This is a genomic window from Oscillibacter valericigenes (genome assembly GCF_021531915.1).
Lineage (GTDB): Bacteria > Bacillota > Clostridia > Oscillospirales > Oscillospiraceae > Oscillibacter > Oscillibacter valericigenes_A.
The window spans coordinates 1-22,605 of record NZ_JAFBIV010000017.1 but is presented as its reverse complement, the minus strand read 5'-3'; the positions used below and the strand labels follow the sequence as shown (position 1 = coordinate 22,605).

Here is a 22,605-nt window from a genome sequence, read left to right as displayed (position 1 = left end):
TGATAAAGGAGATCTCTCAAATGGAACTGAAAGACATTTTGAGCAAATGCGACCACACCCTGCTGGCCCAGACGGCTACATGGAACCAGATCAGGGCGATCTGCGACGACGGCATGAAGTACGGCTGCGCCAGCGTGTGTATCCCCGCTTCTTATGTGAAGCAGGCGGCGGAGTACGTGGAGGGCAAGCTGCCCATCTGCACCGTCATCGGCTTTCCCAACGGCTATGATACCACCGCCGCCAAGTGCTTTATGGCGACGGATGCCGTGGAAAACGGCGCGGAAGAGGTGGACATGGTCATCAACATCGGCTGGGTGAAGGATCAGAAATGGGAGGAACTGCTCTCGGAGATCAAGGCCGTGAAGGAAGCCTGCAAGGGCAAGCTGCTGAAGGTCATCATCGAGTGCTGCTTCCTCACCGACGAGGAGAAGGTGAAGCTGTGCGAGATCGTCACCGCCTCCGGCGCGGACTATATCAAGACCTCCACCGGTTTCGGCGGGGGCGGCGCCACCCGGGAGGATGTGGCCCTGTTCGCCAAGCACATCGGCCCCAACGTGAAGATCAAGGCCGCCGGCGGCATCGCCGACCTGAAGGACGCCGAGGATTTCATCAATTTGGGCGCCTCCCGCCTGGGCACCAGCCGCATCGTGAAGGCCGTCAAGGCCATGGAGAAGTGAGCCATGGGTACGCCACACAATGAAGCCGCCTCCGGCGCTTTTGCCAAGACGGTCCTGATGCCCGGGGACCCCCTGCGGGCCAAATTCATCGCGGAGACCTTTCTGGCAGACGCCAAGCTGGTGAACAATGTCCGGGGCGTCCAGGGCTGGACCGGCACCTACAAGGGCACCCCGGTGTCCGTCATGGCCTCCGGCATGGGCATCCCCAGCATCGGCATCTACTCCCATGAGCTGTTCCATTTCTACGATGTGGACAACATCATCCGGGTGGGCAGCGCCGGGGCCATCTCTCCCAGGCTGAAGCTGCGGGACATCGTCATGGCCCAGGGTGCCTGCACGGACTCCAACTATGCACACCAGTTCGGCCTGCCCGGCACCTTTGCCCCCATTGCGGATTTCAAACTGCTGGAGACCGCCGTGGCGGTGGCCCGGCGGATGGGCGTGGAGCCGCCGGTGGGCAATCTCCTCTCCTCCGATGTGTTTTACAACAAGATGGGGGGAACGCTGAAATGGGGGGCCATGGGGGTGCTGGCTATCGAGATGGAGAGCGCCGCCCTGTACTGCAACGCCGCCGAGGCAGGCAAGCGGGCCCTGACCATCTGCACCATCTCCGACAGCCTGGTGACTGGAGAGGAACTGCCGCCCGCCGACCGCCAGAGCACTTTCACGCAGATGATGAAAATCGCGTTGGAAACCGCCGTGGAAATGGCGAAACCGGAAATGTGACAAAAGGGAAAACATTCCGGAAATTCTGTTGAAATCGAAGCAAAGAGTTGATATAATAGGCTCGACCTTTCGGGGTCGTACCTCCGGCGCTGCCGGAGAATTTCATGATAAAAGGAAGGTAGATCCCAATGAAGAAGTTTCTTGCGTTGATTCTGGCATTGGTCATGTCCCTGTCCCTGGTCGCCTGCGGCGGTTCCAAGACCGAGGAAAAGCCCGCTGAGGAAAAGCCCACTGAGACCGAGCAGCCCGCCGAGGAGACCGGCGCTGATTTCAGCGTGGCCATGATCACCGACTACGGCGATATCACCGACCAGTCTTTCAACCAGACTACTTACGAGGCCTGCAAGGCTTACTGCGACACCAACGGCATCCAGTTCAACTACTACAAGCCCGCCGGTGACTCCACCGCCGAGCGTGTGGCCATGGTCGAAAAGGCTGTGGACGAGGGCTACACCGTCATCGTGATGCCCGGCTATGCCTTCGGCGAGACCATCACCCAGGTGGCTGACGAGTATTCCGACATCACCTTCATCGCTCTGGACGTGGGCGAGGGCGACCTGGGCGGTTACACCCTGCCCGGCAACGTCTACTGCGCTGTGTATCAGGAAGAGCTGTGCGGCTACATGGCCGGCTACGCCGCTGTGAAGCTGGGCTACACCCACCTGGGCTTCCTGGGCGGCATGGCCGTTCCCGCCGTTGTCCGCTACGGCTACGGCTATGTCCAGGGCGCTGACGCCGCCGCCGCTGAGACCGGCGCTGACGTCACCATGGAGTATGTTTACGGCAACCAGTTCTGGGGCGACGCCGATATCACCGCGTACATGGACAACTGGTATCAGACCCTGGGCGTGGAAGTCGTGTTCGCCTGCGGCGGCGGCATCTATGCCTCTGCTGCTGAGGCTGCTGCCAAGGTCGGCGGCAAGGTCATCGGCGTTGACGTTGACCAGGCCGGTATCATCGACGGCGGCTATGGCGACGGCATGACCGTGACCTCCGCCATGAAGGGTCTGGCTCCCACCGTGGACCACATGCTGACCGAGGTTGCCGCCGGCAACTGGGCCAACTACGGCAGCAAGATCGAGACCCTGGGCCTGGTGTCCGGTGACGATCCCGAGGCCAACTACGTCCAGATCCCCATGGGCTCCACCCAGTGGGGCGACGGCTTCTCTCAGGACGACTACAAGGCCCTGGTGAAGGATATGTTCGACGGCAAGATCACCGTCTCCAATGACATCTCCGCCATGCCTGAGACTGCCATCACCGTCAACGAGTACGGCAACATCAAGTAATTTACCCCTGCGTCAAAGAGGACGGGAATTTCTCCCGTCCTCTTTTTTGTGTAAAATGTGAAAATGCCTTTGAATTATGGGACTGAGTATAGTACAATAAGATATCAATATACTTGCCGTCAGGCAATCAGGGGGAGGTCGTGAACATTGGAACAGACCTATGCCATTGAAATGCTGAATATCACCAAGCGTTTCCCCGGCATCGTGGCCAACGACAATATCACGCTGCAGCTGAAAAAGGGCGAGATCCACGCCCTGCTGGGCGAGAACGGCGCCGGCAAGTCCACGCTGATGAGCGTGCTGTTCGGCCTGTACCGGCCCGAGGAGGGCGTCATCAAGAAGGACGGTAAGGTCGTGGAGATCAGGGATCCCAACGACGCCAACGCCCTGGGCATCGGCATGGTCCACCAGCATTTCAAGCTGGTGGAGTGCTTCAGCGTGCTGGACAATATCATCATGGGCGTGGAGCCCTGCAAACACGGCTTCCTCCAGAAGGCCGAGGCCCGGGAGAAGGTGCTGGCCCTGTCTGAAAAGTACGGCCTTCACGTGGACCCGGACGCCCTGGTGGAGGACATCACCGTGGGCATGCAGCAGCGGACAGAAATTTTGAAGATGCTGTACCGGGAGAACGAGATCCTGATCTTCGACGAGCCCACCGCCGTGCTGACGCCCCAGGAGATCGAGGAGCTCATGCAGATTATGCGGAATCTGGCGGCGGAGGGCAAGAGCATCCTCTTCATCTCCCACAAGCTCAACGAGATCATGTCCGTGGCTGACCGGTGCTCGGTTCTGCGCAAGGGCAAGTACATCGGAACCGTCGACATCAGGGACACCACCCGGGAGGAGCTGAGCCGGATGATGGTGGGCCGTGACGTGGAATTCGTGGTCCACAAGGAGCCCGCCAAGCCCGGCAAGACCATCCTGGCGGCGGAGGGCCTGACCGTGGCATCCAAGACCCACAGCAAAGACGCTGTGAGAAACGTCAGCTTTACGGTTCGGGCGGGCGAGATCGTCTGCATCGCCGGCATCGACGGCAACGGCCAGACGGAGCTGGTCTACGGCCTGACGGGTCTGGAGCCGCTGAAGGGCGGCAAAATCACCCTGGATGGACAGGACATCACCCAGGCCCCCATCCGCAAGCGCAATACCATGGGTATGAGCCATATCCCCGAGGACCGGCACAAGCACGGCCTGGTGCTGGACTACACCCTGGAGGACAATATGGTGCTCCAGCGCTACTTCGAGCCGGAGTTCGTCAGCAAGGCGGGCTTTTTGAAGCGGAAGGCCATCCGGGACTATGCCGGGCGGCTCATTGAGCAGTACGACGTCCGCTCCGGCCAGGGCCCTGTCACCGTGGCCCGGAGCATGTCCGGCGGCAACCAGCAGAAGGCCATCGTGGCCCGGGAGATCGACAAGGATCCGGAGCTGCTGATCGCCGTCCAGCCCACCCGCGGCCTGGACGTGGGCGCCATCGAGTACATCCACAAGCAGATCGTGGCCCAGCGGGACGCCGGCAAGGGCGTGCTGCTGGTGAGCCTGGAGCTGGACGAGGTCATGGCCCTGTCCGACCGCATCCTGGTCATGTACGAGGGTGAGATCGTGGGCGAGCTGGACCCCAAGACCACCACGGTGGAAGAACTGGGCCTGTACATGGCAGGCGCGAAAAGGGAGGGAGCATAAGCCATGAAAGAACAGAAGCGTTCCCTGCTGCGGAACAACGCCGTCCAGTCGCTGCTGGCGTCACTGCTGTGCATCCTCATCGGACTGCTGGTGGGCTATGTGGTGCTGCTGCTCATCAACCCTGCCGGCGCCGGCGAAGCGATCGTCACCATCGTCAAGAACTTTATGACCTATTCCCGCCGGAATGCCCAGCTGAAATACCTGGGCAGTACCCTGGTGAAGACGGCGCCGCTGCTGATGTGCAGCTTGTCCGTGCTCTTTGCCTATAAAGTTGGCCTCTTCAACATCGGCGCCGCCGGACAGTATGTGGTGGGTGCGGGCGCCAGTCTCTACTGTGCCCTGGCCTGGCATATGCCCTGGTACATGTGCCTGCTGGCCGCCATCGTGGCCGGCGCGGTCCTGGGCGCCATCTCCGGCTTGCTGAAGGCCTACTGCAACGTCAACGAGGTCATCTCCTGCATCATGCTGAACTGGATCAGCCTGTACATGGTGAACACCATCCTCACACTGGTGAAGGAGGAGACAAGCCCTTATACTCTGACCCTGGCCAACGCCAATCCCAGCGCCATCCTGCCCCCGCTGCCCGCCTTCTGCATGGCCTGGTTCAACGACAATCAGTATGTCACCATCGCCATCCCCCTGGCGATCCTGGCAGCCGTGGCCATCTGGGTGCTGCTGGAAAAGACCAAGCTGGGCTATGAGCTGAAAGCTACCGGCTGCAACAAGTTCGCTGCCAAATACTGCGGTATGCGGGAGAACAAGAACCTGATCCTGACCATGGCCATTGCCGGCGCGCTGGCCGGTATGGGCGCCGCCATGCTGTTCCTCAGCGGGTTTGAGCAGTGGCAGTGCACCCAGTCCTCCATCCCCGGCATGGGCTTCAACGGCATTGCCGCCGCCTTCCTGGGCGGCCTGAATCCCCTGGGGACCATCCTCTCCTCCTACTTCATCCAGCACATCACCAACGGCGGCGCCTACGTGGACAAGACCATGTACTCCGCCCAGATCTCCGATTTCATCTCCGCCCTCATCATCTATCTGTGCGGCTTCGTGCTGTTCTTCAAGTACGCGCTGAATAACCGCCTGGACCGGCTGGATGAAAAGAAGGCCGCCAAGGAAGGAGGGAAGGCGAAATGATCCTGCTGCTGCAATATACGCTGATCTTTGCCTCCGTTCTGGTGCTGGTGGCCCTGGGCGGCTGCTTCTCCGAGCACTCCGGCGTCATCAACATCGGCCTGGAGGGCATCATGGTCATGGGCGCCCTGGGCGGCGCACTGATGATGAAGTTCCTGCCTGACGGCACCTCCGCGGTCCTGATGATCCTGCTGGTGGTGCTGGCCGCCGTCCTGCTGGGCATGCTCTATTCCCTGCTGCTGGCCGTGGCCGCCATCAATTTCAAGGCGGACCAGACCCTGGTGGGCACCGCCATGAACCTGCTGGGCACCGCGGGGGCCACCGTGTTCGTCAAAGCCATGAACACCGCCGAGAGCGTGGACAATGTGTCCTCCACCATCCAGTATATCAACGCCAAGAAGGCCTTCCTGGTGAACATCGGCGGCTTTGAGTTCAACTGGTTCATGCTGCTGGCGGTGATCGCCCTGGCGGCGGCCTATGTGGTGCTGTACAAGACCCGGTTCGGCCTGCGGCTGTGCGCCTGCGGCGAGCATCCCCAGGCGGCGGACAGCGTGGGCATCAACGTGTACAAAATGCGCTACGCCGGCGTGCTGATCTCCGGTATGCTGGGCGGCCTGGGCGGCATCGTGTACATCACCGCCGGCGTCAGCGAGTGGAAGTTTGAGAACGGCGTGGCCGGCTTCGGCTTCCTGGCCCTGGCGGTCATGATCTTCGGCCAGTGGAAGCCCACCCGCATCGCCCTGGCGGCGCTGCTGTTCGGCTTCTTCCGGGCTTTGGGCAACGTGTACACCGGCTTTGATTTCCTGAAAGCCCTGGAACTGCCCAGCTCTGTGTACAACATGCTGCCCTATATCATCTCCCTGGTGGTGCTGGCCTTTACCTCCAAGAAGTCCCGGGCTCCCAAAGCGGAGGGCATCCCTTACGACAAGGGACAGCGGTGATTCAATACAAAGTGGAATATTTCGGCCTGAAAATCCCCTCCGTTTTGAAACGGAGGGGATTTTTTACAGCAGATATGCCCATACCGGGACGGCCAGCAGGGCGGATAGGAGCCCCTGGGCCAGCTTCCCCAGCAGGCAGGGCCGCAGAGCCAGCTCCGTGCCCTCCAGCACCGCCGCTGTCTGGCACAGAACCGACAGCCCGCCCCAGCCCGCGCAGCCGGCAGCCAGCACGAAGCCAAAAAAGTCGGGCGTCAGCAGCGGGGTCAGGGAGAACAGCTCCACCACCCCAACCAGGGCGGTGCCCAGGTGAGGACCCAGGGCTTCCAGCGGTGCGGCCACCACATAGAAGAGGGTGACGAAGGCGCAGACCGACAGCATCCCCCCGGCGGAGTTCCGCACCGCCGCCACCAGAGCGGCGGGCAGGGACACGGCCCGGCAGGCGATGGACGGCGCTTGCCGTCGGTCCGCGGTTTTCCCGTGGCCCCGGAACAGCAGGCCCACCAGCAGAGCCGAAAGAACATGGACCAGCCACAGCGCCACCCCCGTCCGGACACTGCCGAAGACGCCGACCCCCAGCACGCTGATGAGGAACACCGGGTTGGAGTTGTTGCAGAAGGTCAGCAGCCGTTCCGCCTCCTGCCGGGTCAGCAGATGCTGGCGGTACAGGTCCGCCGCCGTCTGGGCGCCGATGGGGTATCCCCCCACCAGCCCCAGCAACAGGGCGCTGCTGGCAAGGCCCGGCAGACGGAACAGGGGCGTCATCAGCCCTGCCAGATACGGTGAGACCCACTCCCCGAAGCCCAGGGCGATCAACAGGGAGGAGACCACCAGAAAGGGGAACAGGGCCGGGATCACGGATTTCCCGCAAAGGAGCAGGGCCTCCGCCGCCTGGGCGCGGATGCGGGCAGCATCCGTCAGAAACCAGATCAAAATGCCGCACAGGATCAGAAACAGGTCGGTCCGACCGCGTTTTTTCATATCAATCACCGGGAAAGCCTATGCCGGGACGGGGAAAACCATGCAAGTTTCGGCCTGGTTTCGCATAGCGTTTCCTGAGGTGAGTGCAATGGAGCGGAATCGAAAGGACAGGGAGGGTGGAGTCCTCAGCGCCGTGGCGGAGCTGTTCGACCTGCCGGCGGACGTGGTGGCGGGGCTGCCCCACCTGGAGATGGTGGGCAGCCGCCAGCTGTATCTGGAGCATCACACGGGCATCCTGGCTTACAGTGACACCCAGATCGACGCCAACACCACGGCGGGGGTCCTGCGGGTCCGGGGTGAGCGGCTGACGCTGCTGGCCATGACGGCGGAGGAGCTGCGCATCGGGGGCCGCATCGCGGCGGTGGAGTGGGTGGAGGTGAAGGGCGGATGACGGGGCTGGTGAACCGCCTGCGGGGACAGGTGCGCATCCGGGCGGAGTGTGCCTTTCCGGAGCGGGTGCTGAATCTGTGCAGCGCCAGAAACCTGAGCTTCTGGGACCTGGAATGGGAGTCCGCCACCGCCTTTACCTGCCGGGTCTCCCGGCAGGACTACCGGGTCCTGCGGCAGGCGGCGGAAAAGCTGGACTGCGCCCTGACGGTGGTGGGGCGGGAGGGCGCGCCTTTCTTCCTGCTGCGGTTTCGTCGACGGCAGGCCCTGCTGATCGGGCTGGTGGGATGCGGACTGGCCCTGTTTCTGGGCTCCTTTTTTGTCTGGGATTTTGAGATCGAGGGCAATGAGACCGTGCCGGAGGAGGAAATTTTGCGGGCGCTGGAGCGGCACGGGGTGGGCATCGGCAGCTTTGGACTGGCACTGGACGGCGAGGGACTGCGGAACCAGGTGCTGCTGGACATCCCGGAGCTGTGCTGGCTAGCAGTCAACGTCTCCGGCTGCCGGGCCTATGTGCAGGTGCGGGAGCGGGTCCCCGTCCCGGAGATGGTGGATGAGCGGACGCCCTCCAACGTGGTGGCCCGCAGGGACGGGCTGGTGCTGAAGGTCCACGCCCTCAACGGCAGGGCCAGTGTGCCAACGGGGACATCCGTGACCCAGGGACAGCTGCTGATCTCCGGTGTGGAGGACTTGGACACCTTCGGCGCCCGGGTGCTGGCGGGAATGGGCTCCGTGGAGGCCCGTACCTGGCACACACTGACCACGGACATCGCCCTGACCGGGCAGGAGAAGCAGTATACCGGAAAGGAAAAAAAGCTGGTCTCCCTGGTACTTGGAAAACGGCGGGTAAAATTCTTTTCAAATAGTAGCATCGAAGGGGCAAACTATGATAAAATAACAAAAAGATCCTTCTGGTCCCTGCTGGGCATTGCCCTGCCGGTGACGCTGGTGACGGACACCTGCCGCTTTTATGAAACGGCGGAGGTCCGGTTGGACCCGGTCCGGGCGGGACGGCTGGGAGAGCGTATTCTGACCCAACAGCTGGAAACAGAGGTGGCGCCCTACGGGGAGATCGCATCCACCCTCTGCACCTCCCGGAAAAGGGGCGGTGTGCTGACGGTGACACTATCGGCGGAGTGCGTGGAGGAAATTGGGGAACGGGTCCCTATTTTGACAGAGGAATCGGGCAGCGGCCCGTCATGAACTGGAGTGAAGTGAATTTTGGAACAGAGAATCAGCATTGAGCGGCTGGAACAGGCCGTCAACATCTTCGGGTCCTTCGACGAGAATATCCGTCTGCTGGAGCAGGAGTTTTCTGTCACCGTGGTGAACCGGGACGGGGAACTGCGGGTCTCTGGTGAGCCGGAGGACACTATGCTGGCCTGCAAGGCCATTCAGGCCTTGCTGACCCTGTCCTCCCGGGGAGAGGCCATCGGGGAGCAGAATGTCCGCTATGTCATCGGGCTGGTGCGGTCCGGAAAGGAGGAGCAGATCACGGAGCTCACCGGCGACGTGCTGTGCATCTCCGCCAAGGGCCGTCCCATCAAGCCCAAGACCATCGGCCAGAAGGAGTATATCAACTCCGTGCTGAAAAACACCATCACCATCGGCGTGGGCCCGGCGGGTACCGGCAAGACCTACCTTGCCGTGGCCGCCGCCGTCCAGGCTTTCCGGGACAAGCAGGTGAACCGCATCATCCTGACCCGTCCCGCTGTGGAGGCTGGTGAGCGGCTGGGCTTCCTGCCCGGCGACCTGCAGAGCAAGGTGGACCCGTACCTGCGGCCCCTGTACGACGCCCTGTTCGACATGCTGGGGGCGGAGACCTACCAGAAGTACCTGGAGCGGGGCAACATCGAGGTGGCGCCCCTGGCCTATATGCGCGGCCGGACCCTGGACGACAGCTTCATCATCCTGGACGAGGCCCAGAACACAAGCCGGGAGCAGATGAAGATGTTCCTGACCCGCCTGGGCTTCGGCTCCAAAATCGTCATCACCGGCGACGTGACCCAGATCGACCTGCCGGACGGCAAGCCCTCCGGCCTGCGGGAGGCCATGCGGGTGCTGAAGAACGTGGAGGGCATCGGCATCTGCGAGCTGACCAACGCCGACGTGGTGCGCCATGTCATGGTCCAGCGCATCGTGGAGGCCTATGAGCGGGACGCCAATCGGAAAAACGGGAAAGGGACAAGATAATGGCTAAAAAGCATTATATACCAATCACTTCTGACGTGCCGGGGGCGGACAGCAAGGACCGCTGCGCCTTGATCCGCAAGGTCATCCGCACTGCCCTGGCGGCGGAGGGCGTCACGGCTGCCTGTGAGGTGGACGTGCTGCTGACCGATGACGAGAACATTCGCCAGATCAATCTGGACATGCGGGAGGTGGACCGGGCCACGGATGTACTGAGCTTTCCCGAGTTTGACCTGACGCCTGGGGAGGTACCCACGGAGGAGGACGCGGATCCCGGCACCGGGCTGGTGCCCCTGGGGGACATGGTGATCTCCATGGAGCATGTGGACGCCCAGGCGAAAGAATATGGACATTCCCGCCAGCGGGAGTTGGCGTACTTAGTGACCCATTCGGTGCTGCATCTGCTAGGCTATGACCACCTGGACGAAGGTCCACAGAAGCAGCAGATGCGGGCCCGGGAGGAGGCCATCCTGGCGGAGCTGGGGATTACGCGGGAGGATTGAAATGGGTACATTTTTGATGTATCTGGCTGGCTTCAGCATTCTGGCTTATGCGCTGCTGATGCTGCTGGGGGCGGTATTAGGTGATGCAGTATGGTTCATCGCCGCTCTGCTGGCGGCGGGGGTTGTGGTCGCTCTGCTGGCCTGCGTGTTGGAAAAGCTGGGCCGGGTAGAGCAAAATTTGGACAAGCTGCTGGAGGAGAAAGAGAGGGAGAACTGACCGTGGGTAAAATAAAAGGCACGATTCTCGAGACTATTTTAACAGGGTTGACTGCGCTGGCTCTCGTTTTTTTAGCGGTTATTTTTGCTGGTATGACACGGCAGTCGCTGGTATTCCTGCTCTTGTTTCTGCTGGTGGCAGTTTTGGCTGGCTTGGTGGGGTACCTCCTATGGAAGGTGCACTGTCTGGAGGAGAGACTGGACAAATTGTTGGAGAAAAAGGAATCGGAATAAGCATAACAGTCCATACGATGACCGCCGCGTAAGCAAGACGGAACTATCACCATCCTTACCTGGACGGCATACGATACCGTGAGGTGATTTGGGATGGTATTGCTGCAAGACGGGCTGATCGCGTTTCTGTCCGCCGTGGGGCTGACCACGGTGGTTTGGATGGTGGCGGGCGCATTGCTCCACGCCGGGCGGCCCACGGTCCCCGGCCTTTTGCTGGTGCTGCCCCTGCGGGGAGAGGCCCTGGCTATGGAGGCGGACGTGCGGGAACTGCGGCGGGTCCAGGGACGGCTGCCGGGAGCCAAAATCGTGCTGGTGGACTGCGGATTGACGGAGGACGCCCGGGCCCTGGCCAACTATCTGGCGGACCGGGAGAAGGACGCGGAGGTCGTGGACGCGAAAGAATTTCAAGTGAAGTAAGGAAGTAGGACATGGAAGAGCTGACGGCCTGCGAGGGCACCGTACATAGTGTGATCTTTCAAAACGCCGAGAACGGCTATACGGTCCTGCGCCTCCTGACGGAGGAAGGCGAGGTCGTCACCGTGGTGGGGTGCATCCCCTGCGTGGCGCCGGGGGAGCATCTGGCGGTCTCCGGCGTGTGGGAGACCCACCCCCAGCACGGGGAGCAGCTGAAGGCCTTGGAGCTGGATCGGTCTCTGCCGGAGGATGAGGAGGAGATTTTGAGCTACCTGGCCTCCGGCATCTGCAAGGGCGTGGGCCCCGCCACCGCCCAGCGGATCGTGGACCGCTTCGGCGCGGACACCCTGGACATTCTGGAGCGGGAACCGGAGCGGCTGAGCTGTATCCGCGGCATCACGGCGAAAAAGGCCCAGGAGATCGCCGAGAGCTTCCGGCAGCACATGGGGCTGCGGCGGCTCATGGCCTTCCTGGGCCAGTACCAGCTGCCGCCGGCCCTGGCCATCCAGCTGCGGCAGCAGTACGGCGACGCGGCGCTGGAGATGGTGCGGGACAACCCCTATCTCCTGTCCAACGATATCTGCGGGGTGGAGTTCTCCGTCACCGACGAGATCGCCATGAGCATGGGCTTCTCTCTGGAGAGCCGGGAGCGGCTCCAGGCGGCGCTGACCTTCGAACTATCCCACAACGAAAACAACGGCCATGTGTTCCTGCCCCGGGGCAAGCTGGTGGCGGCCACCTGCCGCCTGCTGGACTGCGGCGAGGAACTGGTGGAGCAGGCCCTGGACGATCTGACGGAGCGGCGGGCCGTGGTGCAGGAGCGGGTATCCGGCGAGGACGCCTGTTACCTCCGCCGCCTGTGGGAGGCGGAGACCTCCGCCTGCCTGCGGCTGAACAAGCTGCTGGAGGTGGAGGCCGACAAGAGCCGGCAGGCCGACCGGACTCTGGCGGAGATCGAGGCGGAGGCCGGTATCACCTACGCCCCCCAGCAGCGTCAGGCGGTGCGGCTGGCGGCGGAGCGGGGCGTCATCATCCTCACCGGCGGCCCCGGCACCGGCAAGACCACCACGGTGCGGGGCATCGTGGCCCTGTTCCGGAAGATGGGGCTGGACATTGTGCTGGCGGCTCCCACCGGGCGGGCGGCCAAGCGCATGAGCGAGCTGACGAACATGGAGGCCCAGACGGTCCACCGACTGCTGGGCATGAGCTGGAATGACATCACCCATCAGGTGACCTTCCAGAAAAACGAAAAGGAGCCCCTGGAGGCGGACGCCGTCATTGTGGACGAGATGTCCATGGTGGATCTGAGCCTCTTTTCCGCGCTGCTGCGGGCCCTGCGGCCCGGCACCCGGCTGGTGCTGGTGGGGGACGCGGACCAGCTGCCCTCCGTGGGGGCGGGCAACGTGTTCTCCGACCTGATCCGCAGCGGGCGCATCGAGACCGTCTTCCTGCGGGAGGTGTTCCGCCAGGCGGAGCAGTCCGCCATCATCCGCAACGCCCACGCGGTGAACCTGGGGGAGCCGCCCCGGATGGACAGCAACCAGGGGGACTACTTCTTCCTCTGCCGCCGGGATGGCCAGCGGGCCATGAGCACGGTGGTGGAGCTGTGCCAGACCCGGCTGCCGGAGAAAATGGGTATCCCCGTGGAGAACATTCAGGTCCTGACCCCCACCCGGAAGGGCCCCACGGGGACCGTCAACCTGAACCGGCTGCTGCAGAACGCGGTGAATCCCAGGACGCCGGAGAAGCGGGAGCTCCAGTGGGGCGACCGGCTGTTCCGGGAGGGAGACCGCATCATGCAGACCCGGAACGACTACGACGTGGTGTGGGCCAAGGCCGACGGAACCGTGGGCACCGGGATGTTTAACGGCGACGTGGGCCGCATTTTGCAGATCGACCCCTCCGGGGAGTGGCTGGCGGTGGATTTTGACGGCAGAACGGCCACCTATTCTGTGGAGATGCTGAATGAGGTGGATCTGGCCTACGCCCAGACCGTCCACAAGGCCCAGGGCAGCGAGTACCCCTGCGTGGTGCTGGCCGCCATGCCGGCGGCACCCTCTCTCATGGTGCGGGGCGTGCTGTACACGGCCCTGACCCGGGCCAGGGAGCTGCTGATCGTGGTGGGCGACGATGCCGCCCTGCGGGCCATGGCGGAGAATGACCGCCAGCAGAGGAGATACTCTGGCCTCCGGTGGAGGCTGGCGCACAGCAAGGAGTGAGCCTGCGGGATGTCCGCTGCGGCGGGGACGACGCACGGCTTTGCCGTGCTGGAATGAACCCCCATTTTCTTTTCGAACCATCGAAAAGAAAATGGCCGTTCACGGTCAAAAGAAAAGATGTTTTGGCGCAAAACCGGCGCAGGGCTTGGCCCTGCGCCTTATTTGCGCAAAACGGGAGTTGCCGTGACCGGTGCCCGTGTAAGCTGATGGCCTTCTGCCGGGTGCGCCGGACATGGGCGGAACCGGGATAGAACGCCGCCGCATGTGAGAGTTCCGACTTGCTTTCGGGGTGGTAGACGTATGGACCAGCGTTGCTTTTCGCTGCCGCTACCCTGGCGCATCCGGGCAGCGGCAGCGGGGCCAGAAGGACAGGCCGTGCGATAACCGCCCCGAAAGCAGCACCACGCCCAAAAATGCGGGGAAGCACCATCTCTGTTTTGCAAGGGAATAGCGCACCCGGTACAAGGCTGCAAGTTATGGCCGCACCGACCAGAACGACTCCCGCCGTAGCGGCGGGACATTTCTTTTTGGACCGTGCACGGCCCGTTTTTCTTTTTTAAAGAAAAATGGGGGGTGCATCCCCCGCAGGGAGCCTGCGAAACATAATGTAATATCTAGAAATACGATAAACAAATTTATCTGGATTTCAGATACATATACTCAACTTAGGTGATGAGTATATGCGAACGGAAATCTTGAAATATGGCAGGATTCGTGACATTCGTATGGATAGAGGACTGACACAGGAAGATGTGGCAAAGATCCTACATGTCAGTCAGAATACCTATTCACAGTATGAGATTGGTACGACACGATATCCGCTGGATGCAGTGGTGACCTTGGCAGAATTCTACGGCGTCAGCGTGGACTACCTGGTGGGCCTGACGGACGAGCCGACGCCCTATCCCCGGAAGAAGAAATGAACCTGCTGGAAGCGTTTCTGGACCTGCTGTTTCCGCCCAAGTGCCCCTTCTGCGGCAAGGTCCTGGAAAAGCCGGGCATCTGCCCCGCGTGTGAAAAAGACCTGCCCTGGATCGAAGGCCGCGAGGGCCTGCGGGAAGGGGCGGGCGGTTTGTGCTGCGCCGGGGCGCTATGGTATGAGGAAAAGGCCCGGGAGGGTCTGCTGCGCCTGAAATTCCAGGGCGCCTCCGCCGCGGCGGAGCCTATGGGAGAATTGGTGGCCCGGTGCGCCGCCGAGCATTTCTCCGGGGAGTTCGACACAGTGACCTGGGTGCCCGTCAGCCGAAAGCGGCTGCGGAAGCGGGGCTACGACCAGGCGGAGCTGCTGGCCCGGGCTGCCTGCCGCCGGTGGGACACCCAGCCGGTGCGGCTGCTGGAAAAGGTCATGGACAACCCGGCCCAGTCCGGCATCCACGATGCCGCCGCCCGCCGGGCCAACGTGCTGGGGGTCTACGACCCGGTGGGAGACATCGCCAGGAAGCGTATCCTGCTGGTGGACGATATCTGCACCACAGGGGCCACCCTGACGGAGTGCGTCCGGGTGCTGGAGGACGCCGGGGCGGAGCGCGTGGTCTGCGCGGTGGTGGCTCTGACCCGGGAGACTTCGAAAAAAGTTCACAAACAGGGGAAGAATTAGGGTTGCAATCGTTGAACGCTGCCGTTATAATATAAACTGTATGATTGCGGATAAAAAAACCGTTTATAATATGCAATATAGCAGAAAGAACAATGAGGTGGAATCGTATGTCCATGGCAAAGGATATTGGTATTGACCTGGGTACCGCTTCGGTCCTGGTTTATGTAAAGGGCAAGGGTATTGTGCTGAATGAGCCCTCCGTGGTGGCGCTGGATAAGAACACCGGCAAGCTGCTGAAGGTAGGCACCGAGGCCCAGGCCATGCTGGGCCGTACTCCCGGCAACATCGTGGCTATCCGCCCCCTGCGGGAGGGCGTCATCTCCGACTATGACATGACGGAGCGGATGCTGAAGGAGTTCATCCACAAGGTGGCCGGCTTCTCCTTCTTCAAGCCCCGGGTCATCATCTGCGTGCCCTCCGGCATCACTGAGGTCGAGGAGCGTGCCGTCATCGACGCGGGCATCCAGGCGGGCGCCCGGAAGGTATTCCTGATCGAGGAGCCCGTGGCCGCCGCCATCGGCGCCGGCATCGACATCGCCAAGCCCGACGGTCACATGGTCGTTGATATCGGCGGCGGTACCGCTGACATTGCCGTCATCTCCCTCTCTGGCGTGGTGGAGAGCGCCTCCATCAAGATCGCCGGTGACCAGCTCAACGAGGCCGTGGTGAAGTATATGCGCCGCACCCACAACCTGCTGGTGGGCGAGCGCACCGCCGAGGAGATGAAGAAGCAGATCGGCTGCGTCTTCCCCAAGGACGAGGAGGAGACCATGGACGTGAAGGGCCGCTGCCTGCTGACCGGCCTGCCCAAGGTGGTCACTGTCAGCTCCACCGAGATGATGGACGCCTTCGAGGAGCCCGTGGAGCGCATTATGGAGGCCATCCACTCCGTGCTGGAGCGGACGCCCCCCGAGCTGGTGGCGGATATCTCCACCAACGGCATCGTCATGACCGGCGGCGGCAGCCTGGTGTCCGGCTTTGACAAGCTGGTGGCCGCCCGTACCGGCATCCAGACCGTCATTGCGGAGGATGCCATCTCCTGTGTGGCTCTGGGCACCGGCAAGAGTCTGGACTCCCTGAACAGTATGCAGGACGGCACCATGAACCTCTCCCGCCGGAAGCAGATGAACTGATCCTCAGGGGCAGACTCTCCCTGGATGCAAAAGGTCCGGGCCGAATGGCCCGGACTTTTTTATGGACTGTCTTCCTGTTTCCGGAAAGTGTTGTAAAAACAACGGAGACCTGCGGGAATATGTGATAGACTTCAGGGGAACCTGATAAAAGGCCGGGACCGCATCCGCGGTCCCGGCCATGGAAAAATCTTAGAAGATACCCAGGCTGAAGAAGGTGTCGATCTGGCCCACCAGGATCAGCAGCATGCCCAGGGGAACGATGAACTTCATGCAGAAGCTGAAGAAGCCGTCGATCCTGGCGTTGCTGCCCTGATGGATCTCGTCCAGCAGGGACTTGGGCTTGATCTCCCAGCCCACCATCAGGCTCATGAGCAGGGCGCCCAGAGGCATGGCGATGCCCTCGGACATCATATCCATGAAGTCCAGCCAGCAGTCGTTCCAGCCTTGGATGCCGAAGGAAGCCTGACCGGGGACCCAGATGCCGTTGCTGCCCAGGCCATCCACAGCCACCAGCGCGGCCTCCACCATGATAGCCAGGCATACCAGCAGCACTACCTTGGGCCGATTACCCTCCTTGCCCTTTTCCGCCGCCCGGTCCATGAAGTAGGTGACCACCACTTCGATCAGGGAGATGGCGGAGGAGATGGCGGCGATCAGCACCAGCAGGTAGAAGATGACGCCGAAGAGGGGACCCACGGTGCCCATGGCCTGGAATACGTCCTGCAGCGTGACGAACAGCAGGCTGGGGCCGCCCAAAGCGATCTCATTCAGAGGGATGCCGTTCTGGATGCCGTTGGCCACGGCGGCGGGGATCACGGCGATGCCCGCCATAGTAGCCACGATGGTGTCCGCCACCACGATGATGGCGGAGTTCTTCACCAGGTCCTCCTGCTTGCTGAGGTAGGAGCCGTAGGTGATCATGGCGCCCATGGCCAGGGACAGGGAGAAGAACATCTGGCCGCCGGCAGTGGCCAGCACGGTTGCAAATTTAGGCGCTTCCGCAATGAAACCCGCCTTCACGGCGTAGCCGGGAACGAACATGAACTTCAGACCCTCCATGGCGCCGGGCAGGGTCAGGGAGCGGATAATGATGATGACCAGCATGACGAACAGGGCGGGCATGCCGACTTTGTTGAACTTCTCAATGCCGCCGGAGACGCCGCCTCGGTTGATCAGGTAGCAGATCAACAGGAACAGCAGGGTGAACATCACGCAGCCGAAGGGGTTGGTCAGCATGGCGCCGAACAGGTCGGAGCCGGTTTTGATCTCCGCTCCGGCGAAGGCCAGGTTGCTCAGGTTCAGAGACATGTACTCGATGCAGTAGCCGCCCAGAACGGAGTAAAAGCTCATGATGACAAAGGGAGAAAAGACCGCCAGCCAGCCGATCCACTTGAACTTTTTGGACATGGTATGGTAGGCGCCCACGGTACCCTTGCCGGTCTTGCGGCCCAGGGACAGCTCGCCCATCATAATGATGAAGCCCACGAATACCGCCAGCAGCAGGTAGATCAGCAGGAAAGTGAAGCCGCCGGACTTGCCCATCTTATAGGGGAAGCCCCAGATGTTGCCCAGGCCCACGGCGGAGCCGATGGCGGCCAGCAGGAAGCCCAGGTTGCTTCCCCAGGAACCTCTGTTCTGTTCCATGATGATATCTCCTCTCTCATTAAAAAAAATCATATACCATATTAGAAATATGCATATAGGATACTACATGCCGGGGGAGTCGTCAAGAGAAAGAGGGCGTTTTGACGAAAAAACCTGGAATGGTTTGACTAAATTTTGAAATTCCCAATAAAAGGATGGATATTATGCTTCAATTCAAAGCGGTGACCAAGCAGGGCGGCGGGAAGCTGCGGAAATACTACCAGAACTGTGACTACGGCCTGTGCGAATACTCCGTGGGTACCAAGCTCATGTGGCGTCCGGTGCTGCATGCGGCCTGGACAGAGGTGGCCGGCTGCCTGGTGGTGCGGAATGAGCACCACGGGCACTGGATGTTCGACTATCCCGTGCCGGGTCCCGAGGGAGACGAGGACGCCGCTCTGACGGCTATCGAGACCTATTGCCTGGAGCAGGGTGTGCGGCCCATGATCTCCGTTGTGCCCGAGCGCAAGGCGGCCCGGCTCATGGCCCGCTACCCCTATGTGCAGGTCAGCAACTTCCGCACCTGGCAGGACTATCTCTATTACCGGCAGGACCTGCAGCTGTTCGCGGGACGGCGGTACTCCGGCCAGCGGAACCATATCAAGAAGTTCCGTGCCCTGTGCCCCGGCGCAGAGCTGCGGCGGCTGACAGCGGCAGACAGCGGGGCCATTGAGCAGTTCTGGCGGGACTACGAGGCGGAGTTCCCCAAGGGCGATAACGCCAAGGCCCGGGACGAGCTGGAACTGGCCAAGAAGATGCTGCGGATGGTGGACAAGAGCTGGTTCATCGGGGGCGGCATGTTCGACGGGGAGAAGCTGGTGGCCCTGGCCCTGGCGGAAAAGTGCGGCGAGACGCTCATCATCCATATTGAGAAGGCCCTGTACTCCTACACCGGCGTGTATCCCGCCATGGTCCAGGCCTTTGCCGACCAGTTCGGCGAGGGCTGCCAGTGGATCAACCGGGAGGACGACGCGGCGGACCGGGGCCTGCGGACCTCCAAGCTGCAGTACGGTCCCGCCAGAATGGGGGCCAAGTATTGCTTCGAGCCGGAGAACGAGCTCATGCGCCATGTGGAGGCCATCCCGGAGCTGAAAACGGAGCGGCTGACCCTGTCCGCCCTCACCGAGGCGGACATCCCCGCCTACAATGCCCTGGTGCTGGACGGGGAGCGGAACCGCTGGTGGGGCTATGATGACGTGGGCGGCCTGGGCGGTCCGGTGGAGGAGCGCAGCTTCTTCAACGTGGCCCGGACCGATTTTGAAAACCGTCAGGCGGTGAACTTTGCCGTGCGGCTGGATGGGAAACTCATCGGCGAGGCGGTGCTGTACCGCTTCGATTGCCGGGGCGGCGCGGAGCTGGGCTGCCGCATCGACAAGGCGTATGCCGGTCACGGCTACGGCACGGAGGCCTTCGCCGCCGTGGCCAACTGGGGGCTGTATCAGCTGCACCTGAGCCGCATTGTGGCAAAGTGCTATAAGGAGAACGGGGCGTCCTATAAAATGCTGTCCTCCTGTATGCGGAAGAACGGCGAGGACGAGACGTTTTTCTACTTTGAGAAGTCCGTGTAAAACTTGTTAACGAACAACGGCACCGGAGTTTCCGGTGCCGTTTCTTTCTGTAGATGATTCAAAATTCGATGCACATGCCGGAGCCCACCTCCTGGATGGGCAGGACCTTCGCCAGTTCGATCTTGGCAGTCAGGGATACGCAGTGACAGGGGTAGAGAGAACCCGGATGCAGGGAGTTCAGGAAAGCGGCGGTCTTTTGCACCCGGCTGTTGGCCCGGGGAAGGTGGAAGCCGCCCAGGATGCCCGCGATGCGCGCTTCGCCGCAGACGTGCTGGGCGTGGGAAACGATGTTGCAGATGCCGCTGTGGGAGCAGCCGGTGACAATGAAAAGTCCCTCCGGGGTCTTGCAGGCCAGGGCGGTGTCATCCGTCAGCAGGTCGGGCTGCTCCTGACCGTCCAGTAAAATGCGGCCCAGGGGGCGGCGCTGCTCGAAGTCGTGGGTCACGGGGATCTCCCCCAGAAAGACGCAGTGCTCCGACAGCCAGAGGGGCTCCGCACTGGGGTGGTGGTCACAGCCAGGAGGCAGCATCCCTTTATCCGGAGGGCCGATGTATTCCTCTTCATACCACCGGGGCAGCAGGCACCGGGGATGGGTGATAATGGGGATGCCGGTCAGGTCATATGCTTTCGCCAGTGCCCACAGGCCGTTGGTATGGTCGTTGTGGCCGTGGGAGAGAACGATGTGGGTCAGGTGGCCCAGATCGATGCCAAGCTGTTCCGCGTTTTGCAGAAACACATCGGAGTAACCGGTGTCCAGCAGGATGCGGAGGCCGTCGAATTCCAGATAGTAGCTGGCGGCGGGCTCCCCCAGGAAATAGCGGTCGATGAGGGTGTTGTTGTCGGCCAGCACCCAGAGCGTTCCGTGGTCATCCATGCAGGTCCTCCTCCCGGCAGGTGCAGCCCTCGGTGAGGCCCAGGGCGTCCACCCGTGTTTCGGGAATGTCCAGAGAGAACCGGGTGCCGTCAGTCCGCTGGCACAGCAGCCACAGGGGCGCCGGGTCCCGGTGCTCCTCGCAGCCGAAGTCCCCCTCCTCAATGCGCAGGACGCACAGGTCGTGGTCCGGCGCGGCGGCAATGCGGGCCGCCGCCTCTTCCACCGTCAGTCTCATGCCAGAAACTCCGGTCCGAAGCTGTGGGGGAGCAATTGGGAAAGGGTGAAGACCTGTTCCTCGCCCTTGCCGTTGAGGCAGATGATCTCGATGTTGGGAGCAAACTCCCGCAGCACCTGGCGGCAGACGCCGCAGGGAACGCAGAAGTCCTCGCACCGGCCCGCCACCACGATGCGGACGAAGTCGGTGTGGCCTTCACTGACAGCCTTGGCCACGGCAGTGCGCTCAGCGCAGATGGTGGCGGAGTAAGCGGCATTTTCAATGTTGCAGCCGGTAAACACCGTACCGTCGGCGCACTCCAGGGCGGCGCCCACGGCGAAATGGGAATAGGGACAGTAGGCCCGGTCCAGCATGGCAACGGCCGTGGCCTTCAGTTCTTCACGGGTCATGAAAACACTCCTTCCAAAAATACGCTCAGCCGATGGTCTGGAGTTCCACGGATGCTACCGGCAGTGTGTTCAGCTCGGTGTCCGGGGCCGCCAAGCCCGAAATGTCGTATTGGACGGCTACCCAGCCGCCCAGAGTCGGGGCGTCATAAAGGTCCACATACCGGTTGGACAGGGCGTCGAACACGTCCTGGGGCTGGCCCCAGGCATCCAGAATATCCTGGCGGCGGAAACCGGACAGGGCCTCGGCAGCAGCGTCGTCGGTCATGGCCTCTACTTCCGTCAGAGGGGGCACCTCAGTCTGTTCTGCTTCTCCGGAGCCGCAGGCGGTCAGTGCCGCCACCACGAGCAGGGACAGTATGAACAGGCAGATACCGTGCTTCATATGGGATCGCTCCTTTTTCAGGCCCAGCCGACCTCTCTTTGAGGTCGTACGCTCAGATCAATGATATCCTTGGCGTCGTAGAATTTCATGTACCGCTCCCGGCTTTTGGCGGAGCGGAGGGTGGTGCCGTCGGGGTGAAGCCGGTCGCAGATGACGGCGCTGATGTCGCTCTTGCACTTGGACCAGGAGTCGATACCCACGGAGCAGAAGATGCGGAAGCCCTGCTGCTGCATCCACTGGAAGGCGGGACCGGACTGCTTTACGTCGTCGCCGTCCAGGCGGCCGCCGAAGGGATAGAACAGCACGGGGGTCTCGCCCACCAGGCTGCCCACCTCGTCGAACCACTTCTGCATGTCGGCGATGACGGTCTCATAAGTGCGGGTGTTCAGGCTGATGTGGCCCCAGGTGTGGCTGCCGAAGGTCCAGCCGGTGCGCTTCAGCTCCGCCACGATGGGCTTCACCGCTTCAATTTCCTTCTGACGATTGGCCTCCCGTTCCGGTGTCCAGTTCTCCCGGTCCGTCTGGGTGCGGTAGCCCAGGATGCCCTCGTAGCCCGTCAGGCTCAGGCAGCCCTTGGCGCCGAAGGGGGAGAAGTCCGGGTGCTCCTCCACGAATTTGTCCAGGATGGTTACGGCGTCCAGGTCCCGGCTGACCACCTCCTTGCCCTGGGGGTCCAGGCCCCAGGACCAGAGCTTGCCGTCCTCACCGATAATCAATTTATATGTAAAGCCGTTGTCCAGCATGTACTGGTAATAGTTCACATCGTCATAGGAGAGGATCAGGGGCTTTTTGCCCTCGGGGAGGTACAGGGTGTTCTTGACCATGCGGGTCTCTCCGGCTTCATTGGTCTGCTCGCTCCAGCAGTCGGCGATGTCCACCAGAACGTAGCCCTTTTCATAGACGCTCTCCAGAATTTTCAGGTACTCCCCGGCGGTGACCATCCAGTCGTCGATGCCGTCGGACTTGTAGTCCCCGTCAAAGGCCAGCTCCGGATAGGCCACCACGGGATGGAAGAACAGGTGCTCCACCACGCCGTCATAGGGAACATAGGTCACGCCGTCCCGGACACCTCCATCAGGCTGAACGGTGGGGTCCAGGATGGCGTAGGGCTCCGGTTCGGGCTCCGGCTCGGGTTCGGTGGGAGCGTCAGGCTCCGGGGATCTCGTCTGGGCGGGGGCCTCCGGCTGGGAGGGAC

General features: G+C 62.0%; 25 protein-coding genes. 18 read left to right on the top strand and 7 right to left on the bottom strand.

The annotated features are described in order from the left end of the window. Positions 1-20: 20 nt before the first annotated feature. From deoC to JQM66_RS10275, 6 genes are all read left to right on the top strand, one after another. Positions 21-677: a deoxyribose-phosphate aldolase gene (gene deoC, locus JQM66_RS10300; RefSeq protein WP_235229789.1), complete on the top strand. Its 657-nt coding sequence runs from the start codon at positions 21-23 to the stop codon at positions 675-677. 3 nt (positions 678-680) lie between these two features. Next, positions 681-1,403 carry a purine-nucleoside phosphorylase gene (gene deoD, locus JQM66_RS10295; RefSeq protein WP_235229788.1) on the top strand — a complete coding sequence of 241 codons (723 nt, stop codon included), beginning with the start codon at positions 681-683 and terminating at the stop codon, positions 1,401-1,403. A gap of 128 nt (positions 1,404-1,531) precedes the next feature. Then, positions 1,532-2,692: a BMP family lipoprotein gene (locus JQM66_RS10290; RefSeq protein ID WP_235229787.1), complete on the top strand. Its 1,161-nt coding sequence runs from the start codon at positions 1,532-1,534 to the stop codon at positions 2,690-2,692. Between the two features lie 171 nt (positions 2,693-2,863). Beyond that, on the top strand, positions 2,864-4,372 hold the full coding sequence (locus JQM66_RS10285) for an ABC transporter ATP-binding protein (protein WP_235229805.1): 1,509 nt from the start codon (positions 2,864-2,866) through the stop codon (positions 4,370-4,372). A 3-nt stretch (positions 4,373-4,375) separates the two neighbouring features. Next, positions 4,376-5,509 carry an ABC transporter permease gene (locus JQM66_RS10280; RefSeq protein WP_235229786.1) on the top strand — a complete coding sequence of 378 codons (1,134 nt, stop codon included), beginning with the start codon at positions 4,376-4,378 and terminating at the stop codon, positions 5,507-5,509. Further along, positions 5,506-6,447: an ABC transporter permease gene (locus tag JQM66_RS10275; protein WP_235229785.1), complete on the top strand. Its 942-nt coding sequence runs from the start codon at positions 5,506-5,508 to the stop codon at positions 6,445-6,447. Before JQM66_RS10280 ends, JQM66_RS10275 begins: the two co-directional genes overlap by 4 nt. A gap of 63 nt (positions 6,448-6,510) precedes the next feature. Here JQM66_RS10275 and JQM66_RS10270 read toward each other — a convergent pair whose 3' ends face one another. Further along, positions 6,511-7,425 (bottom strand): nucleoside recognition domain-containing protein, encoded by a 915-nt coding sequence (locus JQM66_RS10270; protein ID WP_235229784.1) that lies wholly within the window; start codon positions 7,423-7,425, stop codon positions 6,511-6,513. A gap of 88 nt (positions 7,426-7,513) precedes the next feature. On the opposite strand from JQM66_RS10270, the gene JQM66_RS10265 reads away from it, so the two are divergent. The 11 genes from JQM66_RS10265 to mreB all read left to right on the top strand — a co-directional run bounded on the left by JQM66_RS10265 (position 7,514) and on the right by mreB (position 16,318). Then, complete coding sequence (locus tag JQM66_RS10265; RefSeq protein ID WP_235229783.1) at positions 7,514-7,816, top strand: YabP/YqfC family sporulation protein; 303 nt, start codon at positions 7,514-7,516, stop codon at positions 7,814-7,816. Beyond that, positions 7,813-9,015, top strand: coding sequence for a sporulation protein YqfD (locus JQM66_RS10260; protein ID WP_235229782.1), 1,203 nt, complete (start codon positions 7,813-7,815; stop codon positions 9,013-9,015). Before JQM66_RS10265 ends, JQM66_RS10260 begins: the two co-directional genes overlap by 4 nt. A 15-nt stretch (positions 9,016-9,030) precedes the next feature. Beyond that, entirely contained in the window at positions 9,031-10,005 is a 975-nt protein-coding gene (locus JQM66_RS10255) for a PhoH family protein (protein WP_235229804.1), read from the top strand. Then, a complete protein-coding gene (gene ybeY / locus JQM66_RS10250) occupies positions 10,005-10,505 on the top strand; it encodes an rRNA maturation RNase YbeY (RefSeq protein WP_235229781.1) in 501 nt (166 codons plus the stop codon). Before JQM66_RS10255 ends, ybeY begins: the two co-directional genes overlap by 1 nt. A 1-nt stretch (position 10,506) precedes the next feature. Beyond that, positions 10,507-10,722 carry a hypothetical protein gene (locus tag JQM66_RS10245; RefSeq protein ID WP_235229780.1) on the top strand — a complete coding sequence of 72 codons (216 nt, stop codon included), beginning with the start codon at positions 10,507-10,509 and terminating at the stop codon, positions 10,720-10,722. A 2-nt stretch (positions 10,723-10,724) separates the two neighbouring features. Next, positions 10,725-10,955 carry a hypothetical protein gene (locus JQM66_RS10240; protein ID WP_235229779.1) on the top strand — a complete coding sequence of 77 codons (231 nt, stop codon included), beginning with the start codon at positions 10,725-10,727 and terminating at the stop codon, positions 10,953-10,955. Between the two features lie 93 nt (positions 10,956-11,048). Then, a complete protein-coding gene (locus tag JQM66_RS10235; RefSeq protein WP_235229778.1) occupies positions 11,049-11,372 on the top strand; it encodes a hypothetical protein in 324 nt (107 codons plus the stop codon). 11 nt (positions 11,373-11,383) lie between these two features. After that, entirely contained in the window at positions 11,384-13,588 is a 2,205-nt protein-coding gene (recD2, locus tag JQM66_RS10230; RefSeq protein WP_235229777.1) for an SF1B family DNA helicase RecD2, read from the top strand. Positions 13,589-14,268: 680 nt separating this feature from the next. Then, positions 14,269-14,511: a helix-turn-helix domain-containing protein gene (locus tag JQM66_RS10225; protein WP_235229776.1), complete on the top strand. Its 243-nt coding sequence runs from the start codon at positions 14,269-14,271 to the stop codon at positions 14,509-14,511. After that, positions 14,508-15,185, top strand: a complete 678-nt coding sequence (locus JQM66_RS10220) for a ComF family protein (RefSeq protein WP_235229775.1) — start codon at positions 14,508-14,510, stop codon at positions 15,183-15,185. The genes JQM66_RS10225 and JQM66_RS10220 overlap by 4 nt, the downstream gene beginning before the upstream one ends. A 107-nt stretch (positions 15,186-15,292) precedes the next feature. Further along, positions 15,293-16,318: a rod shape-determining protein gene (gene mreB, locus JQM66_RS10215; RefSeq protein WP_235229774.1), complete on the top strand. Its 1,026-nt coding sequence runs from the start codon at positions 15,293-15,295 to the stop codon at positions 16,316-16,318. Between the two features lie 189 nt (positions 16,319-16,507). On the opposite strand, the gene JQM66_RS10210 is transcribed toward mreB, so the two are convergent. Continuing rightward, the gene (locus JQM66_RS10210; protein WP_235229773.1) at positions 16,508-17,962 is read right to left on the bottom strand and encodes a sodium-dependent transporter; all 1,455 of its coding nucleotides are present in this window, start codon (positions 17,960-17,962) and stop codon (positions 16,508-16,510) included. Between the two features lie 164 nt (positions 17,963-18,126). On the opposite strand from JQM66_RS10210, the gene JQM66_RS10205 reads away from it, so the two are divergent. Further along, on the top strand, positions 18,127-19,530 hold the full coding sequence (locus JQM66_RS10205) for a GNAT family N-acetyltransferase (protein WP_235229772.1): 1,404 nt from the start codon (positions 18,127-18,129) through the stop codon (positions 19,528-19,530). Positions 19,531-19,588: 58 nt separating this feature from the next. On the opposite strand, the gene JQM66_RS10200 is transcribed toward JQM66_RS10205, so the two are convergent. The 5 genes from JQM66_RS10200 to JQM66_RS10180 form a co-directional block, all read right to left on the bottom strand. Beyond that, positions 19,589-20,404 (bottom strand): MBL fold metallo-hydrolase, encoded by an 816-nt coding sequence (locus JQM66_RS10200; RefSeq protein WP_235229771.1) that lies wholly within the window; start codon positions 20,402-20,404, stop codon positions 19,589-19,591. Further along, positions 20,397-20,639 carry a hypothetical protein gene (locus tag JQM66_RS10195; RefSeq protein ID WP_235229770.1) on the bottom strand — a complete coding sequence of 81 codons (243 nt, stop codon included), beginning with the start codon at positions 20,637-20,639 and terminating at the stop codon, positions 20,397-20,399. The genes JQM66_RS10200 and JQM66_RS10195 overlap by 8 nt, the downstream gene beginning before the upstream one ends. Beyond that, positions 20,636-21,028: a cytidine deaminase gene (cdd, locus tag JQM66_RS10190; protein ID WP_235229769.1), complete on the bottom strand. Its 393-nt coding sequence runs from the start codon at positions 21,026-21,028 to the stop codon at positions 20,636-20,638. The genes JQM66_RS10195 and cdd overlap by 4 nt, the downstream gene beginning before the upstream one ends. Before the next feature lie 25 nt (positions 21,029-21,053). Continuing rightward, positions 21,054-21,410: a hypothetical protein gene (locus JQM66_RS10185; RefSeq protein WP_235229768.1), complete on the bottom strand. Its 357-nt coding sequence runs from the start codon at positions 21,408-21,410 to the stop codon at positions 21,054-21,056. A gap of 17 nt (positions 21,411-21,427) precedes the next feature. Further along, the coding region (locus tag JQM66_RS10180; RefSeq protein ID WP_235229767.1) for a polysaccharide deacetylase family protein at positions 21,428-22,605 on the bottom strand (1,178 nt) is incomplete at its 5' end.

Bases quoted from the DNA above. Each gene is read 5' to 3' on its own strand.
- deoC (WP_235229789.1), top strand. From the start codon at position 21: ATGGAACTGAAAGACATTTTGAGCAAATGCGACCACACCCTGCTGGCC.
- deoD (WP_235229788.1), top strand. From the start codon at position 681: ATGGGTACGCCACACAATGAAGCCGCCTCCGGCGCTTTTGCCAAGACG.
- JQM66_RS10290 (WP_235229787.1), top strand. From the start codon at position 1,532: ATGAAGAAGTTTCTTGCGTTGATTCTGGCATTGGTCATGTCCCTGTCC.
- JQM66_RS10285 (WP_235229805.1), top strand. From the start codon at position 2,864: ATGCTGAATATCACCAAGCGTTTCCCCGGCATCGTGGCCAACGACAAT.
- JQM66_RS10280 (WP_235229786.1), top strand. From the start codon at position 4,376: ATGAAAGAACAGAAGCGTTCCCTGCTGCGGAACAACGCCGTCCAGTCG.
- JQM66_RS10275 (WP_235229785.1), top strand. From the start codon at position 5,506: ATGATCCTGCTGCTGCAATATACGCTGATCTTTGCCTCCGTTCTGGTG.
- JQM66_RS10270 (WP_235229784.1), bottom strand. From the start codon at position 7,425: ATGAAAAAACGCGGTCGGACCGACCTGTTTCTGATCCTGTGCGGCATT.
- JQM66_RS10265 (WP_235229783.1), top strand. From the start codon at position 7,514: ATGGAGCGGAATCGAAAGGACAGGGAGGGTGGAGTCCTCAGCGCCGTG.
- JQM66_RS10260 (WP_235229782.1), top strand. From the start codon at position 7,813: ATGACGGGGCTGGTGAACCGCCTGCGGGGACAGGTGCGCATCCGGGCG.
- ybeY (WP_235229781.1), top strand. From the start codon at position 10,005: ATGGCTAAAAAGCATTATATACCAATCACTTCTGACGTGCCGGGGGCG.
- JQM66_RS10245 (WP_235229780.1), top strand. From the start codon at position 10,507: ATGGGTACATTTTTGATGTATCTGGCTGGCTTCAGCATTCTGGCTTAT.
- JQM66_RS10235 (WP_235229778.1), top strand. From the start codon at position 11,049: ATGGTATTGCTGCAAGACGGGCTGATCGCGTTTCTGTCCGCCGTGGGG.
- recD2 (WP_235229777.1), top strand. From the start codon at position 11,384: ATGGAAGAGCTGACGGCCTGCGAGGGCACCGTACATAGTGTGATCTTT.
- JQM66_RS10225 (WP_235229776.1), top strand. From the start codon at position 14,269: ATGCGAACGGAAATCTTGAAATATGGCAGGATTCGTGACATTCGTATG.
- JQM66_RS10220 (WP_235229775.1), top strand. From the start codon at position 14,508: ATGAACCTGCTGGAAGCGTTTCTGGACCTGCTGTTTCCGCCCAAGTGC.
- mreB (WP_235229774.1), top strand. From the start codon at position 15,293: ATGTCCATGGCAAAGGATATTGGTATTGACCTGGGTACCGCTTCGGTC.
- JQM66_RS10210 (WP_235229773.1), bottom strand. From the start codon at position 17,962: ATGGAACAGAACAGAGGTTCCTGGGGAAGCAACCTGGGCTTCCTGCTG.
- JQM66_RS10205 (WP_235229772.1), top strand. From the start codon at position 18,127: ATGCTTCAATTCAAAGCGGTGACCAAGCAGGGCGGCGGGAAGCTGCGG.
- JQM66_RS10200 (WP_235229771.1), bottom strand. From the start codon at position 20,404: ATGGATGACCACGGAACGCTCTGGGTGCTGGCCGACAACAACACCCTC.
- JQM66_RS10195 (WP_235229770.1), bottom strand. From the start codon at position 20,639: ATGAGACTGACGGTGGAAGAGGCGGCGGCCCGCATTGCCGCCGCGCCG.
- cdd (WP_235229769.1), bottom strand. From the start codon at position 21,028: ATGACCCGTGAAGAACTGAAGGCCACGGCCGTTGCCATGCTGGACCGG.
- JQM66_RS10185 (WP_235229768.1), bottom strand. From the start codon at position 21,410: ATGAAGCACGGTATCTGCCTGTTCATACTGTCCCTGCTCGTGGTGGCG.